We start from the raw sequence: 15,698 nt of genomic DNA on the forward strand, positions 1-15,698 counted from the left end.
CGATGCTCCTCACTGCCGCTGCCTGATCAGCAGGTACAGAAAATACGGGGTGCCGAACACCGCGACGAAGATGCCCGCGGGCAGATCCAGCGGGAGAAACAGGGTGCGCCCGGCCAGGTCGGCGAGCATCACCAGATTGGCGCCGACCAGTGCTGCCATCCACGCCTGGGCAGCGAAGCCGACTGGGATCAGTTGCCGAGCGATATGCGGCGCGATCAGCCCGACGAAGGCCATAGCACCGCCCCAAGCGATGGCAGCGCCTGCCAGGGCCACGCTGACAGCGAGCAGCGCGGCGCGCAGCCACTGCACGCGCACGCCGACACCGCGGGCCAGACCTTCATCCAGCTGCTGAACCACCACATGCCGGGACAGCAGCATCAACACCGGCACCAGGCACGCCAGCAACGTGGCCAGCGCGCGTACCGCCGGCCAGCCGGCGCCGTATACGCTGCCGGTCAGCCAGACATAGGCCGACAGCGTGGTGGACAGCGGGCTGAATACCAGCATGAAGGTGGTCGCTGCCGCCAGCATGGCCGACACGCCAACACCAATCAGCACCAGCCTCAGCGGCGACGTACCCTGCTTCCAGGCCAGACCGTAAACCGCCAGTGCGGCGGCGCCAGCGCCAAGCATGGCCGCCATCGACAAGCCACCCATGCCCCACAGCGTGGCGAAACTGGACAGGTACAGCACCGCAGCGGCACTGGCGCCGCTGGTCAGCCCCAGCAGGTCCGGCGATGCCAGCGGATTGCGCACTACGGCCTGCAGAATCAGCCCGGAAATCGCCAGCGCCCCGCCGATCAGCGCGCCCAACAACAGCCTGGGCAGACGCAACTGCTCGACGATGAACGACAGGCTAGCGCTGCCCTCGCCAAAAAGAATGCGCATCACGTTCCATGGCGATACCGCGACTTTGCCCAGGCACAGGTTCAGCAGCACGACCACGGCGCTGAACAACAGGGCAATGGCCAGGCGACGCCCTGCCTGCTGCTCGATACGTCGCGAGAATCCACGCCAGCGCAGTACGGAGGACTCAGCCATGCCGACCTCCTCGCCTGGCCAGGGCAATAAAGAACGGTGCACCGAACAGCGCCGTCATCACCCCCACGGGCATTTCCTGCGGCAGGATAACCACCCGCGCGAGCATGTCGGCAACCAGCAACAGCGCGGCGCCTAGCAGTGCGCAGCCGGGCAGCATCAGCCGATGGTCGATGCCGACCAGGCGGCGTACAACGTGCGGCACGATCAGACCGATAAAGCCGATACTGCCCGCCACCGCCACTGCACTGCCGGCCAGCATCACCACCAGCACGCCCAGTTGCAGACGAATCAGCCCAGTGCGCTGCCCCAGGCCGACGGCAATCTGCACGCCGGCGTTGAGCACATTGACCTGAGCGCCGAGCAAGCAGGCGACGAGCACCCCGACCAGCGCACACAGGATGAATGGCTGCGCGGTGGCCAGGTCGCGCTCACTGAGCGAGCCGGCCAGCCAGAACAACACTGTGTCCAGGCCCTGTTGATCGATTACCAGCAGCGCCTGGCTGAAGGCGGTGAACAGCGCGGTAATCGCAGCGCCAGCAAGCACCATGCGCAACGGATTGAGCGCCCCCTGCCCGCTGTTGCCCACCAGCCAGACCAGCGCGCCGGCGACTGCCGCTCCGATAAAGGCGCTCCATAGCCACTGCTCCGGCGAGCTGATGGAAAACAGCGACAGGCACAGGACCAGCGAGAACGTCGCCCCGGCGTTGATGCCGAACAAGCCTGGTGAGGCCAACGGGTTGCGGGTCATGGCCTGCATCAGCGCGCCGGCCACTGCCAGGCTGGCCCCCACCACCACGGCCGTCACGGTGCGCGACAGCCGCGTGGTGCTGACCAGCAGGTGCTCGACGTTCAGCGGATCGGCCTTCAGCAAAGCTGCCGCCACCGTACCTGGCGAGATCCAGCTGGCGCCGACGGACAGGCTCAACGCGCAACAGGCCAGTAGCAGCAACGACGCGATACCCAGTTTGATGGGCGCGCTCATACCCGACTGCCCTGCAGGATTGTCCGCTCGATATCGTCGAGCATGCGATTGGCCCCGAGGATGCCGCCGGAGAATATCCACGCCACCCCATCCACCCACCAGACCCGCCCCGCCTGCGGCGCTGCCATGCGCTGCCACAGCGGATGCGCGGTCAGGCTGCGGTAATGGCGCTGCACGCCGGGGCTGTCGGCGCGGCCGAACACGAAGAACACATCGGCATTTACCACCGGCAGGCTTTCCCGGCTGCTGAGCTTGATGGAAACGCCGGTGGCCGCCCGCCCCTGCTCGTTCCACACAAAACCCAGCTCGCTGAGTACGGTTCCGGCGAAGCTGTCCGGCAGGTAGCTGCGCACGTGGTCCTCGCGTATATCCAGCACCGACACGCTGAGTGGCCAGCGGGCGCCGAATTGCGCCTGCAGCCGTACCCTGAGCGCGGCGATGCGTGCGTCCCAGCTTGCCTGCAATGCGCTTGCTTCGACCCTGCGCGCCGTGGCGACGCCCATCACGCCAAGGGTTTTCTGGAACTCGAAAACCTCATCGAGCATTACCACCGGACACACCTGTTCGAGCAGCCCCTGAATCCGCTCGTGGCGAAAGCGCGACGCGACGATCAGATCCGGCGCCAGCAAGGCGATGTCTTCCAGGCTCGGCTGGGTTTCCAGGCCCACATGGGGCACGCCCGCAAGCGCCTGGCGCAGGTAGCGATACATGGGCTTCTCGCTCCACGAATCGACCACGCCGGCCGGCCGAATGCCAAGCGCCACCGCAGTGTCGGTGGCGCCCTGGAACAAGGTGATGACGCGCTGCGCTGCAGGCCCTGCCTTGGCCAGCGGCATTGCACCGGCAGCGAGAACGCCCAGGGACAGGCGCATCAGCGTGCGCCTGGACATCAGCCCGGTCTTGTCAGGTTGCAAGCTCGATCCTGTTCAATGCATCAGAACCCGAGGGTGGCCGACAGCACGAAAGTGCGTGGCGTCGCGAGGGTCAGGCCAGGCTCGCTGTCGTCCGAGGCGCCCGCCGAGATCCAGTCCCGGGAGTTGGCCACGTTCTCGACGGTGCCGCGCAAGGTGACATCGGTTTCATCGACCTTGAAGGCATAGCGTGCGCCCACGTCATAGCGGGTCCAGGAATCAATCTCCTTGGTATTGGCCTGATCCAGATACTGGGAACTGCTGTACATGCTGCGGGCGGTCAGGGTCAGGCCCTGCACCGCTGGCACGTCCCACTCGGCACCAAGGTTGGCGTTGTACTCGGGCGTTGCCGGGGCACGGTTGCCGTCGGTGGCGCCGCCGTTGTTGGTGTCTTCCAGATTACTGTCGATGTACATCACACCGCCGAGTAGACGGAAGCCGTCGATGGGCTCGCCGAACACGTTCAACTCGATACCGTCGTTCACCCGCTTGCCGCTTGGGCCGAAAGTGCCCCTAATACCTGGGCCGGGCGCATCACCTGTCTCATAGGCAGGCTGTTTGATGCGAAATACGGCAGCGGTAATGGCGAACTTACCCATGTCGTATTTGGCACCAGCCTCAAGCTGGCGGCTGATGAATGGAGGGAATATGTCGTCTTCGTTGCTGGAGGTCGACGGTGCGATCTTGCCCTGGCTCAGACCTTCCATGTAGTTGGCATACAGCGACAGCTGATCAGTAGCCTTGAACAGCACGCCAACCGACGGCGAGAGCTTTTCCTCGTCGTAGGAAGTCTCACCCTTGATGCCATTCTCCCAGTCATCGACCTTCACTCGCTGCCAGCGGGCACCGAGCGTCAGCAATACGCGATCCTCCAGAAACCCCATCGTGTCGGATAGCGCCACGCCACTGAAGCGGTTCTCGGTGTAAATCTTTGCATCAGTCCGCGTGCGAACGGTCGGCTCGGGCGTAGCAACCGGGTTGTAGAGATTGCCCGGGCGATTGGCATAGCGTCCGCCGCCATTCTCGAAGTCCATCGAGAAGTAATCGGCAGCCAGATTGACCTCATGGCTGACTGGCCCGGTCTGGAACCACTTGCGCACACCCGCGTTGACGGTGCGCACGTCTTCGTCGCGGGTGAAGTCACGGGGCTGGATGGTGAAATCGCCGGCAGCATTGAGGATCGATACGTTATGGCGAACGAAGTCATGATTGCTCTTGCGCGCCCCCACTGCGCCATAAACCATCAACGAATCGTCGATGTCGTACTCACCGCGCAGCGCACCAAAGGTGTCACTGGTCTCGGCCTTCGTCCAGGCCTGGGCATAGTTGTGGCGCACGTCGCTGGCTCTTGGCACAGGCGCAGCATCCGATACCAGCACCCGCTCCTGCGGCGCATCGGTATCGCGCTCGGTATGCCCCACATCCATCGAAAGGCGCAGGCGCTCATCGCGGAAGTCCAGTCCCAGCACGGCCATCTCGCGGTTGACCTTCTGATGATCCCATTCGGTATCGCCGGACTGCTTGACGCCGTTGAAGCGCACCCCGAAGCGGTTGTCTTCACCGAAACGGCGGCCGACATCGACGGCGCCGCCGACTTGGCTGTCCGAGGCATAGGTACCGGTGAACTCGGTGATCGGCTTGTCGGTGGCGCGCTTGGGCACCACGTTGATGCCGCCGCCCACACTGCCGCGCGGCGAGATGCCGTTGACCAGTTGGGTGGGCCCGCGAAGGATGTCGACGCGATCGGCCATCTCCATATCGATGGAGTACGTCGGCATGATGCCGTACAGACCGCCGTAGGACACATCGCTGTTGAACAGGCTGAAACCGCGAATGGTGAACTGCTCGAAACGTCCGCCGGCCGGGTTGGTAGACCGCACCGCAGGGTCGCTGGCGGTCAGGTCGGCCAGGGTGCGAGCCTGGTTGTTCTTCACCGCCTCGCTGGTGTAGGTGGTCATGCTCAGTGGTGATTCCATGAAATCCCGCGAGCCGAGCAAGCCTTGCGAACTGCGCCGTGCTACCTGCCCGCCAGCGTAGCGCTCGCCCTCCAGGCTTTCTGAAGGAAGCGTGACACCGGTGATCGCCGTCGGCGCAATTTCCATCGCGGCGGCGTCATCGGCAGCTGGTACCAACGTATAAGCCTGCGCACCCACAGGCTGCAGGCTCAGGCCACTGCCCTGCAGCAGACGCATGAAGCCCTCATCAACGCTGTAGGTGCCGGACAGCCCAGGCGTGCTGCGGCCACTGACCAGCGCCGGATCGACCGACAAACTCACCCCGGCCTGACTGGCGAAACGGCTTAGCGCTTCGCCAAGGCTGCTGGCGGGCACGCTGAACGTGCGCTCAGCGGTCTGCGCGTGGGCGGCCAGCGGAGCCATGGCGCCCAAGCCGAGCATCAGGCTCAGGCATACGGTCGAGTAGGAAATGGAAGACACCAGGCGAGGCCGATGACGTGTCAGCGATGGCATTGGCAAGACTCTCTTTTAGGTTCACTTACTACCCATGACAGGCCAGTGAAAAAAAAGGGACAGCTACCCGAATAAATTTCCCCACCCGACGAAGATCGGCCTGGCCCCCGCCGCAGATGGGCGCAACATCGAACCCCAGCACCGCCGCCATCCTTCGCGCTGGGGCGCCGCCCCTACGAAATGATTGCGCGGCAGACCACATCCCGTAGGAGCGGCGACGTCGCGGCGAATGGTGGGCGCGACATCGATCCTGCAGCACGGCCGCCATCCTTCGCGCCGGGGGCGACGCTCCTACGAAATACTGCGCGGCTAACCACATCCTGTAGGAGCCGCGACCCCGCGGCGAATGGTGGGTGCAACATCGATCCTGCAGCACGGCCGCCATCCTTCGCGCCGGGGGCGACGCTCCTACAAAATGATTGAGTGGCTGACCCAATCTCGTAGGAGCCGCAACCCCGAGGTGAGGTGGGAACATGTAGGGTCGTTAGCACATCCAGCGTCGCGATGACGTGCAGGTCAGGCCGATTGTTCGCGGGGTACCAGCGTCACCCAGTAACGGGTGCGAGCACGAACCTCTAGCGGCAGGCTGGCGGCGAGCAGGTCAAGGACCTGATCGGTATCGGCAAGGCGAAAACTGCCCGTAACACGCAATGTTTCGAGCGCTGGCGACCAGCGCAGGACCCCGGGTCGATAGCGATCGAGCTCACGCAGAAAATCCCCGAGAGGCTGATCGTTAGCCATCAGTACGCCGTCGCGCCAATCGGGTGCAGCGGTGTCGAAGGCCTGTGTCGATACCACCCGACCGTTGCGCAACAGCACGCGCTGGCCGGCGCGCAACGCCGGTGTCTCGTACTGCGTCGGGCGCAGCTCTGCCATGCCACTGAGCATCGAGAATTCGCAGCTATCGCCCAGCTCGCGAACGCAGAGCTGGGCCTGGCTCAGTATCGCCCTGCCCTGGGCCGTGTCGATGACGAAGGGCGTGGTCTCTGCAACGCGTAAGGCGATTTCACCGCGCACCAGCGTCACGCGCCGCTGCGCTGCATCGACATTCACCGCAGAAGCGGTATTCAACTCGAGCACCGAACCGCCCGCGAGGGTCACGCTGCGACGCTCGCCAGTGCCCGTGGACAGGTCTGCCCGCCAGGCAGCAACGGGCAGTTCGCGGCTTACCAGCCAGGCCGCCGGGGCAACCGCGGCGAAACCGAGCATGCCTTTCAGTAGTCGCCTGCGGCTGGCGTCAGGACGGTCGAGACTGGCCATGGCGAGTTCGGGGGGCAACCCGGCGAAACGGCCGCGCAGCGCCTGGATGCGCTGCCAGGCGTGTTCATGGCTGACATTCAGTTCACGCCAGCGCTGCAGATTGGCGTGGTCCTGATCACTGGCCTGCCCGGACTCGATCAACGCCAGCCAGCGCGCCGCGGATCGCGCCGTCTGCCGAGCATCGTCACTGACCTCGCGATTCAGCACAGCTCAGCCAGCAGGCAGTGTTCGTAGGCTTGCGCCATGTAGCGTTTGATTGTCCGCTCGGAAACCTCCAGGCGCTCGGCGATTTCCCGGTAGCCCAGCCCTTCGAGCTGACTGAGCAGAAAAGCGCGGCGCACCACCGGCGGCAACCCATCGAGCAATTCATCAAGCGCCTGCAGGGTTTCCAGTAACAGCCAGCGCTGCTCCGGCGATGGCGCACAGGCGTCGGGCAACTGCATCAGCGCATCCAGATAGGCTTGCTCCAGGCTGCGCCGCTTGTGCAGGTTGATCAGCAGGCGTTTACCGATGGTCTTCAGGTAGGCACGCGGCTCCTCCAGGTCAGTGATGACCTGCGAACCTGACAAGACGCGGATAAAGGTGTCCTGGCTGAGATCGGCCGCATCCCAACCGTTGCCCATGCGGCGGCTCAGCCAGTGTTCAAGCCAGCTGCGGTGGTCACGGTAGAGGTCGTGAAAAGCCTGTTCACTGGGTACCGCCGAACCGAACATGCCGAACACCTGCCTCGAGAGCTAATAACGAGATCGATTCTAATTAACAACTGATCGAAGCGGTAGCCTTGTCGGCGGATTTCGTTGGCAGCTACCTACTGCGCATGCAGGCAAGTTTGCGGCGCTCGGTCTTTATAGGGGGTGCACGCGGGCCGCCCTTCCCTCCATGCATGCGATAAACAACCAGCCGCACAGCGCGGTATGGGCGGCAAAACATTTGGCAAGGAAGGCACGGGGCTCTATTGTGCTGCGAATTTTTCGATAAAGCGGCCAGCCATGAAGTCTCTTTCCATTCTATTGCTCAGCGTCATCTGTTCGTCCGCCTGGGCCGCCGATACGCCCGCAACGGCGCCGACGCCTGCCGCACCCTGGACGCTGCTCGATCAGTTCGAGAAGGCTTACACTCTGGATCACAGCGCTCGAGTGGTGCTTGTGGCGCGCAGCATGTCGACCGCGCGACTGGTCAACGGCGCGCTGGAAGAGAAGCCGGCGGGTTACCTGGAAGCGCGTCACGTGGTCTACGTGGCCGATATCGAAAAGATGCCATCGCTGGCGAAGATGGTGGCGGTGCCGGCCATGCGCTCGGCCAATTACCGCATCATGCTGGATCAGACGGGTCGCGTTGCAGGCCGCTATGACGGCGACCGGGAAACGGTGCAGTGGCTGGAACTGGAAGGCGGTAGCGTGGTGCGCGAAAAGCGTTTCAGTGATGCTGGCGAGTTGCAGAGTGCTCTTGAAGCACTCTCTCGGTAATAGCGCCCGATCAGACGAACAGCATTTTTAGAAAACGCCCGATATACACGTCATCGCGATAGGCCTCGTCCAAACATTCCTGGGCGCGCGCCAGGTGACGATCGAGCCGCTCACGCACACCCGCCTCACCACATACCGCGAGCAAGGTCGATTTGCCGTCGTCTTTGCCCTGGTCCTTGGCATTGTTGGGGTTGGCGTCCTGCAGGTCATCGTAAAGCTGAACGGCGTGGCCAAGCTCGATGGCAAAGCACTGCAGTACGCTACGAACCGGCTTGGGCGCATCGCTGATCAGATACGCCATATCCATGATTGCGCTGAACAACACCCCGGTTTTCAGGTTGTTGGTCGCGGCAATCTCTTCTTCAGAGCGCGCATGCTTGCCATCGCGCAGGTCCTGCAACTGCCCCTGCACCAGCCCTTGCGAGCCAACCGTATTGGCAACTATCTCGACCAACTGGGTGCGTACCAGCGGATCCAGCCCTTCGATGCTGGCAACTACCCCGAAAGCTCGCGCCAGTAACGCCACGGCGGCCAGAATCGCGATGTCTTCGCCGAACGCCAGGTGCACGGTGGGCCGGCCGCGACGGATCTGCGCGTTATCCATGCAGGGCATGTCGTCGAGAATCAGCGACGCGGCATGCACCATTTCAATCGCGCATGCCAGATCAAGCGCCTGGTGCTGGTTGGCCCCCAAGCCATTGGCGGCGAGCAACAGCAGCAGCGGACGCATGCGCTTGCCGGGAGCCAGGGCGCCGTCGCGAACGGCAGCCGCTACCAGGGCGCGCTCATCGCTGACAACCGGCAATAAAGCATCCAGCCTGTCCTCGATGGACACGCGCAGTTGCGCAAGGTGTTCGGTAAATCCGCTGTCCATCGTTGCAGTCGCATAGGCTGTCATCGTTCACTCTCTTCTTCTGTATTGCGCAACACCTGGATACGTTTCCCACGCTGCAAGGTCGCCGCAACGCGCGATCCTGACACCGAAGTGATCGCAACTAAAGCCGCTTTGTAATATTGGAACGTCTAAAGCGTGCAGTTGCCTGATAATGTGGCAAATTCAAGCCAAGCGGACACCTATATTATTTCCGTTTTGGACAGACCGCGCGCCCCCCGAAATGATTCCTGTGCAATGGAGCCTGCATGAATAATAGCGACCTGAGTCGCCGTAAGGATGATCATCTGGATATCGTCCTGGATCGACACAAGGCGAGCACTCGCGTCAGTGCAGGTTGGTCGACGATACAGTTCGAACATTGCGCACTGCCGGAACTGGATCTTGGCGAGGTAGACCTGCGCGCCTCGCTGCTTGGCATCGGCCTGCAGGCGCCGCTGCTGATCAGCTCCATGACCGGTGGCGCCAACCGTTCCGAAGCCATCAACCGTCACCTCGCCGAGGCGGCTCAGGAACTGGGCATCGCCATGGGCGTCGGCTCCCAGCGCGTCAGCCTGCAGACCGGCAATGATCAGGGCCTGACCCGTGAATTGCGTCGCCTGGCGCCAAGCATTGCGCTGCTGTCCAACATCGGCGCCGCGCAGTTGCTGGAGCCTGAAGGCCTCGACCTGGCGCGCCGCGCTGTCGATACGCTGGAGGCCAACGGCCTGATCATTCACCTCAACCCGCTGCAGGAAGCCGTGCAGCCCGAAGGCGACCGCAACTGGCGCGGCGTACTGACCCAGATCGCGCGCATCACTGCCAGCCTGCACGTGCCGGTGGTCGTCAAGGAAGTCGGCGCTGGGCTCTCTGCCTCGGTGGCTCGCTCGCTGGTCGAGGCTGGTGTGCAGGTGATCGATGTCGCTGGCGCCGGCGGTACCAGCTGGGCGGCCGTCGAAGGCGAGCGCGCGGCGAACGAGGCGGATCGCGCCGTGGCGATGGCCTTCGCAGGCTGGGGCATTCCGACGGCGACAGCCGTGCAATCGATACGCGAGGCGCTGCCGGAGGTGACGCTGATTGCCTCTGGCGGCGTACGTGATGGCGTGGACGCTGCCAAGGCCATTCGCCTCGGCGCCGACATCGTCGGCCAGGCGGCCGGCGCGCTGCCCGGTGCGACGCTGTCGACCGAGGCGGTGATCGCTCACTTTCAGGTGGTCATTCGCCAACTGCGCACCGCCTGCTTCTGCACCGGCTCCGCCAACCTGGCCGCGCTGCGCAATGCCCGGCTGCTTTCGACTGGCTCCTTACGAACGACTCAAGCATGACCCACTTCGCCGTCATCGCGCCGCCCTATTACAGCCACTTTCAAGCCTTGCAAGCCCTTGCCGTCGAGCTGATCGAGCGAGGCCACCGGGTAACCTTCTTTCATCAGTCGGACGCCGCGCATTGGCTCAGTGACCCACGCGTCGCGTTTCGCTCGGTCGGTGCCGGCAGCCATCCGCCAGGCAGCCTGGAGCGCACCCTGCGCCAGGCCGCGCGACCGGATACGCCCTGGGGCCTGCGACGGATCATCAAGCAGATGGCCGGCACCACGGCGATGCTCTGCAGCGAGCTGCCTGGCGCGCTGGCCGACAACCAGGTGGACGCCCTGCTCTGCGACCAGATGGAGCCGGCCGGCGGGCTGGTCGCGGAAGGCCTGGGCCTGCCGTTCGTATCGGTAGCCTGCGCGCTGCCGGTCAATCGCGAGCCTGGCCTGCCGCTGCCGGTGATGCCGTTCGCCTACGCCACCGACGAGCGCAGCCAGCACATGTACCGTGGCAGCAGCCAGGTCTACGACTGGCTGATGAAGCCGCTGGGCACTGTCATCAACGAAGCGGCACGGCGCCTTAACATCGCGCCGCGCACCGCCCTGCACGACTGCCTGTCGCCCCTTGCGCAGATCAGCCAGACCCTGCCGGGCTTCGATTTCCCGCGCAGCCAGCTCCCGGATACGTTCCATGCCGTCGGCCCGCTGCGCAGCCCGGCGACAACGCGCCAGGGCGAGTGGCCCATCGATAAACAGCGGCCGTTCTTTTTCGCCAGCCTCGGCACCCTGCAGGGCGACCGCCTCGGCCTGTTCGAGCGGATCGCCCGTGCCTGCCGTCGTCTCGACGGCCAGCTGCTGATCGCCCACTGCGGCAAGCTGGATGCCGCCCAGGAGCGGCGACTCATCGACTGCGGCGCCACCTGGGTCACCGACTTCGCACCGCAACAATGGGCGCTTGAGCAGGCCGATGCGGTGATCACCCATGGCGGGCTGAACACCGTGATGGATGCGATTGCCGCGCGTACACCGATGCTGGTAATGCCGATCGCCTTCGACCAACCCGGGGTGGCGGCACGCGTCGCCTATCGTGGCGTGGGTAGCCAGCTCAGTCGCCGTGCCAGTGCCTCGCGCATCGAAGCGGCGCTGCGTGCACTGATCACACAGCCGTTAGCGGGCTTCGACGGGCTGATTGCCGAACTGCAGCAGGCAGGCGGTGTGCCGCGGGCTGCCGATATCGTCGAGGCAGCCGTCCTGCCATTCACCACGGAGCGCGCTGAAGGTCTATGACTTACGACTTGATTCTTGCTGGCGGCGGCCTGGCCAACGGTCTGATCGCCTGGCGCCTGAAACAGCAGCGGCCCGATCTCAAGGTGCTGTGTATCGAGGAGCAGCCGCAGCTGGGCGGCAACCACACCTGGTCTTTTCACGACGGCGACCTCAGTGAAGCCCAGCATCGCTGGCTGGACCCGCTGGTGGTGCAACGCTGGTCCAGTTACCAGGTGCACTTCCCGTACCTGTCTCGCGCTCTGGAAAGTGGCTATGCGAGCATCACCAGCGAGCGCTTTGCCCAGGTCGTCACCCCGGCCTTGGGCTCGACGCTGCGCCTGGGTGCGCGGATCAGCGACCTGAGCCCGACCCACGTGACTCTGGAAGATGGCGAGCGGCTGCAGGCCCGCGCGGTGATCGATGGCCGCGGTGCACGCGCCAGCCAGCAACTGGTGCTCGGCCAGCAGGCCTTCGTCGGCCAGCTACTGCGCCTGGAGCAACCCCATGGCCTGACGGCGCCGATCATCATGGACGCCCGGGTGCCCCAGGGCGACGGCTACCGCTTCGTCTACGTGCTGCCCTTCTCGCCCGACACGCTGCTGATCGAAGACACCCACTACGTCGACCACCACCGTGCGTCCACCGAGCAGTTGCGCGAGCACATTGCGGCCTATGCCCATCGCCATGGCTGGAAGATCGCCGAATGCCTGCGTGAGGAACAAGGGATCCTGCCGATCACCCTCGCGGGCGACTTCGACGCTTTCTGGGACGAAGCAGCCGGCCAGCCGCTGTCCGGCCTGCGCGCGGGGCTGTTCCACTGCACCACCGGTTATTCGCTGCCCCACGCGGTGCGCCTGGCCGACTGGCTGGTTGGGTATGAGCTGCGTGATGCCGCCACCCTGGCCCATGACCTGCGAGCCCATGCGCGCGGTGAATGGCGCAATCAGGGCTTTTATCGTCTACTCAACCGCATGCTGTTCCTGGCCGGGCGCCCGAAAGACCGTTGGCAGGTAATGCAGCGGTTCTACGGGCTGCCCGCCGGGCTGATCGAACGATTCTACGCCGGCAGCAACCCTTGGCATGACCGTGCGCGCATTCTGATCGGCAAACCACCGGTGCCCGTCGGCGAGGCCATGCGTGCGGCCGTCCGTCATTCCCCCCAGCATTTTGAGACTCGTTCATGAACCAAGCGAAAACAGCCATCGTCATCGGCGCGGGATTCGGCGGGCTGGCCCTGGCCATTCGGCTGCAGAGCGCCGGCTTCCGCACCACGCTGCTGGAAAAACGTGACCAGCCGGGCGGCCGCGCCTACGTGTACCGCGATCAGGGTTTCACCTTCGATGCCGGGCCGACGGTGATTACCGACCCCAGCGCCATCGAGGAGCTGTTCGTGCTCAGCGGCCGCAAGCTTTCCGACTACGTCGAGATGCTCCCGGTCGCGCCCTTCTATCGCCTCTGCTGGGAGGACGGCACGCAGTTCGATTACGCTAACGACCAGGCTGATCTGGATCGGCAGATCCAGGCGCTCAACCCCAGCGACGTGGAGGGTTACCAGCGCTTCCTCGCCTACTCCCGCGCGGTCTTCAATGAAGGCTATCTGAAACTAGGCGCGGTGCCGTTCCTGTCGTTTCGCGACATGCTCCAGGTCGGCCCGCAGCTGGCTCGCCTGCAAGCCTGGCGCAGCGTTTATTCGATGGTGTCGAAGTTCGTCGAGCACGACAAACTGCGTCAGGCGTTCTCGTTCCATTCGCTGCTGGTCGGCGGCAATCCGTTCGCCACCTCATCGATCTACACGCTGATCCACGCCCTGGAGCGTGAATGGGGCGTGTGGTTTCCCAAGGGCGGCACCGGCGCGCTGGTGCAGGGCATGGTCAAACTGTTCGAGGACCTTGGCGGCACCCTGGAACTGAACGCCGACGTGGCGTCCATCGACACCAAGGGCAACCGTGCCACTGGCGTACGCCTGCAGGACGGCCGTCATTTCGCGGCGGATTGCGTGGCCTCGAATGCCGATGTGGTGCATACCTACGACAAGCTGCTGGCTGAACACCCGCGCGGCCGCCAGGAAGGCCGTCGGCTGAAAGGCAAACGCTTCAGCAATTCGCTGTTCGTGATCCACTTCGGTCTCAAACGCCAGCAGCCTCAGCTGCAGCACCACACGGTGTGCTTCGGCCCGCGCTACCGCGAGTTGATCCAGGAGATATTCCACGGCCACACCCTGGCCGAGGATTTCTCCCTCTATCTGCATGCGCCCTGCGTCACCGACCCGAGCCTGGCGCCGCCCGGCTGCTCGAGCCACTACGTATTGTCGCCGGTGCCGCACCTGGGTAATGCGCCCATCGATTGGGAGGTCGAAGGCCCGCGTTACCGTGATCGCATATTGGACTACCTCGAAGAGCACTACATGCCGGGCCTGCGCGACGATTTAGTCACCTGCCGGATTTTCACCCCCAACGATTTCCGCGATGAGCTGTACGCCTATCAAGGCTCGGCGTTCTCGCTGGAGCCCGTGCTGCAGCAAAGCGCCTGGTTCCGCCCGCACAACCGCGATGCGCAGCTGGAGAACGTCTACCTGGTCGGCGCCGGCACCCATCCGGGCGCCGGTGTTCCTGGTGTGATCGGTTCGGCGAAGGCAACGGCGGGATTGATGCTCGAGGACCTGCAGCCATGAGCAGCACTGCGCCTGACGACCAGGCGCTGATCGAACACGCCAACCAGAGCATCGCCGTTGGCTCGAAGAGTTTTGCGGCAGCCTCAAAGCTGTTCGACGAGCCAACCCGGCGCAGCGCCGTGATGCTCTACGCCTGGTGTCGCCACTGCGATGATGTGATCGACGGTCAGCAAGCCGGCCACGATGCGGTGACCATCAGCCGTGAAGAAGCAGAGCGGCGCCTGGCCAACCTCATGGCGCAGACGCGCGCGGTGTACGCCGGCGGCGAGCTGGACGACCCGGCATTCGCGGCCTTTCGCCAGGTGGTGCGTGCCCACGGCATTCCCGAGCAGCACGCGCTGGAGCACCTGGCGGGTTTCGAAATGGACGTGGTGGAACGCCGCTACCTGACCATTGATGACACCTTGCAGTACTGCTACCACGTCGCCGGTGTCGTGGGGCTGATGATGGCTCGGGTGATGGGTACCCAGGACGAAGCGACGCTGGACCGCGCCTGTGACCTGGGCCTGGCGTTCCAGCTGACCAACATCGCCCGGGATATCGTCGACGATGCCGCTGTGGGCCGCTGCTACCTGCCCGAGCAGTGGCTGGCCGAACTGGGAATACCGCGGGATCAGGTCGGCGCAAGCCAATACCGCCCGGCAGTTGCAGTGCTCGGTCAGCGCCTGGTGGCACTCGCCGAGCCTTATTACGCCAGCGCCCAGGCCGGGCTCACCGCCCTGCCCTGGCGCTCGGCCTGGGCAGTGGCAACTGCAGGAGCGGTGTACCGACAGATTGGCGTGAAGGTGTCAGCGGCCGGCGAACAGGCCTGGGATGCGCGCATATCCACCTCAAAAGCGGAGAAGATCGGCGCGGTACTGACTGGTTTGCAGCGCGCGCTTACGAGTCGTGGCGCCCGTTGGCCGGCTCGCCCTGCGCAGTTGTGGCGACGTCCGCATCCGTCTTGCGCAGCGGCCCGTCGTGCATCGCCCGCAGCTGAGCCTTCAGACGCGCCGTAGAAGGCGCGTAGAGAAAGCCGAACGATACGCAGCGCTCCTTGCCGTCCACGGCGTGGTGCATCAGGTGCGCCTGGTACAGGCGCTTGACGTAGCCGCTGCGTGGCACGAAGCGAAACGGCCAACGGTGGTGCACCAGGCCATCGTGCACCACGAAATACAGCAGGCCGTAAGCGGTCATGCCGGCGCCAATCCACTCCAACGGATGCATGCCCTGAGTCCCCAGGGCGATCAGCACGATGGCCAACCCAGCGAACACCACGGCGTACAGGTCGTTCTTCTCGAACCAGCCTTCGCGCGGCTCGTGGTGCGAGCGATGCCAGCCCCAGCCCCAGCCGTGCATCACGTACTTGTGGGCGTAATAGGCGACGCCTTCCATCGCCGTCAGCGTGGCGAAGAACACCAGCGCGTTGACGATCATCGCGCCACCGCCACGCAACGGCTGAAGCGCTCGGCTTGCC

14 protein-coding genes are annotated in these 15,698 nt (G+C 64.4%); 6 read left to right on the plus strand and 8 right to left on the minus strand.

Features of this window, described 5'->3' with window-relative positions; translation table 11 throughout:
* Positions 1-9: 9 nt before the first annotated feature.
* The 6 genes from BLS60_RS14720 to BLS60_RS14745 form a co-directional block, all read right to left on the minus strand.
* Positions 10-1,041 (minus strand): FecCD family ABC transporter permease, encoded by a 1,032-nt coding sequence (locus BLS60_RS14720; RefSeq protein ID WP_092369410.1) that lies wholly within the window; start codon positions 1,039-1,041, stop codon positions 10-12.
* Positions 1,034-2,023 (minus strand): FecCD family ABC transporter permease, encoded by a 990-nt coding sequence (locus tag BLS60_RS14725; RefSeq protein WP_070883716.1) that lies wholly within the window; start codon positions 2,021-2,023, stop codon positions 1,034-1,036. The genes BLS60_RS14720 and BLS60_RS14725 overlap by 8 nt, the downstream gene beginning before the upstream one ends.
* On the minus strand, positions 2,020-2,937 hold the full coding sequence (locus BLS60_RS14730) for an ABC transporter substrate-binding protein (protein ID WP_092369413.1): 918 nt from the start codon (positions 2,935-2,937) through the stop codon (positions 2,020-2,022). Before BLS60_RS14730 ends, BLS60_RS14725 begins: the two co-directional genes overlap by 4 nt.
* 20 nt (positions 2,938-2,957) lie before the next feature.
* Positions 2,958-5,402 (minus strand): TonB-dependent receptor, encoded by a 2,445-nt coding sequence (locus BLS60_RS14735; RefSeq protein WP_092369416.1) that lies wholly within the window; start codon positions 5,400-5,402, stop codon positions 2,958-2,960.
* A 516-nt stretch (positions 5,403-5,918) separates the two neighbouring features.
* Positions 5,919-6,866 (minus strand): FecR domain-containing protein, encoded by a 948-nt coding sequence (locus tag BLS60_RS14740; protein WP_092369505.1) that lies wholly within the window; start codon positions 6,864-6,866, stop codon positions 5,919-5,921.
* Positions 6,863-7,375: a sigma-70 family RNA polymerase sigma factor gene (locus tag BLS60_RS14745; protein WP_070883713.1), complete on the minus strand. Its 513-nt coding sequence runs from the start codon at positions 7,373-7,375 to the stop codon at positions 6,863-6,865. The genes BLS60_RS14740 and BLS60_RS14745 overlap by 4 nt, the downstream gene beginning before the upstream one ends.
* A gap of 276 nt (positions 7,376-7,651) precedes the next feature.
* On the opposite strand from BLS60_RS14745, the gene BLS60_RS14750 reads away from it, so the two are divergent.
* The gene (locus BLS60_RS14750) at positions 7,652-8,128 is read left to right on the plus strand and encodes a hypothetical protein (RefSeq protein ID WP_070883712.1); all 477 of its coding nucleotides are present in this window, start codon (positions 7,652-7,654) and stop codon (positions 8,126-8,128) included.
* 10 nt (positions 8,129-8,138) lie between these two features.
* Here the strand turns inward: BLS60_RS14750 and BLS60_RS14755 are convergent, their stop codons facing one another.
* Complete coding sequence (locus BLS60_RS14755; RefSeq protein ID WP_070883711.1) at positions 8,139-9,026, minus strand: polyprenyl synthetase family protein; 888 nt, start codon at positions 9,024-9,026, stop codon at positions 8,139-8,141.
* A 242-nt stretch (positions 9,027-9,268) separates the two neighbouring features.
* Here BLS60_RS14755 and fni point away from each other — a divergent pair, with 242 nt between their 5' ends.
* From fni to crtB, 5 genes are read left to right on the plus strand one after another with little or no spacing between them, the layout of a single operon-like run.
* The gene (gene fni, locus BLS60_RS14760) at positions 9,269-10,324 is read left to right on the plus strand and encodes a type 2 isopentenyl-diphosphate Delta-isomerase (RefSeq protein WP_092369419.1); all 1,056 of its coding nucleotides are present in this window, start codon (positions 9,269-9,271) and stop codon (positions 10,322-10,324) included.
* Positions 10,321-11,592 carry a glycosyltransferase gene (locus BLS60_RS14765; RefSeq protein ID WP_092369422.1) on the plus strand — a complete coding sequence of 424 codons (1,272 nt, stop codon included), beginning with the start codon at positions 10,321-10,323 and terminating at the stop codon, positions 11,590-11,592. The genes fni and BLS60_RS14765 overlap by 4 nt, the downstream gene beginning before the upstream one ends.
* The gene (gene crtY / locus BLS60_RS14770; RefSeq protein ID WP_092369426.1) at positions 11,589-12,755 is read left to right on the plus strand and encodes a lycopene beta-cyclase CrtY; all 1,167 of its coding nucleotides are present in this window, start codon (positions 11,589-11,591) and stop codon (positions 12,753-12,755) included. Before BLS60_RS14765 ends, crtY begins: the two co-directional genes overlap by 4 nt.
* Positions 12,752-14,242, plus strand: a complete 1,491-nt coding sequence (locus BLS60_RS14775) for a phytoene desaturase (RefSeq protein ID WP_092369429.1) — start codon at positions 12,752-12,754, stop codon at positions 14,240-14,242. The genes crtY and BLS60_RS14775 overlap by 4 nt, the downstream gene beginning before the upstream one ends.
* The gene (crtB, locus tag BLS60_RS14780) at positions 14,239-15,240 is read left to right on the plus strand and encodes a 15-cis-phytoene synthase CrtB (RefSeq protein ID WP_143024607.1); all 1,002 of its coding nucleotides are present in this window, start codon (positions 14,239-14,241) and stop codon (positions 15,238-15,240) included. Before BLS60_RS14775 ends, crtB begins: the two co-directional genes overlap by 4 nt.
* On the opposite strand, the gene BLS60_RS14785 is transcribed toward crtB, so the two are convergent.
* A complete protein-coding gene (locus BLS60_RS14785; protein WP_092369432.1) occupies positions 15,122-15,658 on the minus strand; it encodes a sterol desaturase family protein in 537 nt (178 codons plus the stop codon). The genes crtB and BLS60_RS14785 overlap by 119 nt on opposite strands.
* Positions 15,659-15,698 lie beyond the last annotated feature (40 nt).

This window comes from Phytopseudomonas seleniipraecipitans, assembly GCF_900102335.1.
Taxonomy (GTDB): Bacteria; Pseudomonadota; Gammaproteobacteria; order Pseudomonadales; family Pseudomonadaceae; genus Aquipseudomonas; species Aquipseudomonas seleniipraecipitans.

What these genes read in the sequence shown, in the direction of transcription:
- BLS60_RS14745 (WP_070883713.1), bottom strand. Translation starts at nt 7,375, where the DNA reads ATGTTCGGTTCGGCGGTACCCAGTGAACAGGCTTTTCACGACCTCTAC.
- BLS60_RS14755 (WP_070883711.1), bottom strand. Translation starts at nt 9,026, where the DNA reads ATGACAGCCTATGCGACTGCAACGATGGACAGCGGATTTACCGAACAC.
- BLS60_RS14750 (WP_070883712.1), top strand. Translation starts at nt 7,652, where the DNA reads ATGAAGTCTCTTTCCATTCTATTGCTCAGCGTCATCTGTTCGTCCGCC.
- BLS60_RS14735 (WP_092369416.1), bottom strand. Translation starts at nt 5,402, where the DNA reads ATGCCATCGCTGACACGTCATCGGCCTCGCCTGGTGTCTTCCATTTCC.
- BLS60_RS14775 (WP_092369429.1), top strand. Translation starts at nt 12,752, where the DNA reads ATGAACCAAGCGAAAACAGCCATCGTCATCGGCGCGGGATTCGGCGGG.
- crtB (WP_143024607.1), top strand. Translation starts at nt 14,239, where the DNA reads ATGAGCAGCACTGCGCCTGACGACCAGGCGCTGATCGAACACGCCAAC.
- BLS60_RS14720 (WP_092369410.1), bottom strand. Translation starts at nt 1,041, where the DNA reads ATGGCTGAGTCCTCCGTACTGCGCTGGCGTGGATTCTCGCGACGTATC.
- crtY (WP_092369426.1), top strand. Translation starts at nt 11,589, where the DNA reads ATGACTTACGACTTGATTCTTGCTGGCGGCGGCCTGGCCAACGGTCTG.
- BLS60_RS14725 (WP_070883716.1), bottom strand. Translation starts at nt 2,023, where the DNA reads ATGAGCGCGCCCATCAAACTGGGTATCGCGTCGTTGCTGCTACTGGCC.
- fni (WP_092369419.1), top strand. Translation starts at nt 9,269, where the DNA reads ATGAATAATAGCGACCTGAGTCGCCGTAAGGATGATCATCTGGATATC.
- BLS60_RS14785 (WP_092369432.1), bottom strand. Translation starts at nt 15,658, where the DNA reads ATGATCGTCAACGCGCTGGTGTTCTTCGCCACGCTGACGGCGATGGAA.
- BLS60_RS14765 (WP_092369422.1), top strand. Translation starts at nt 10,321, where the DNA reads ATGACCCACTTCGCCGTCATCGCGCCGCCCTATTACAGCCACTTTCAA.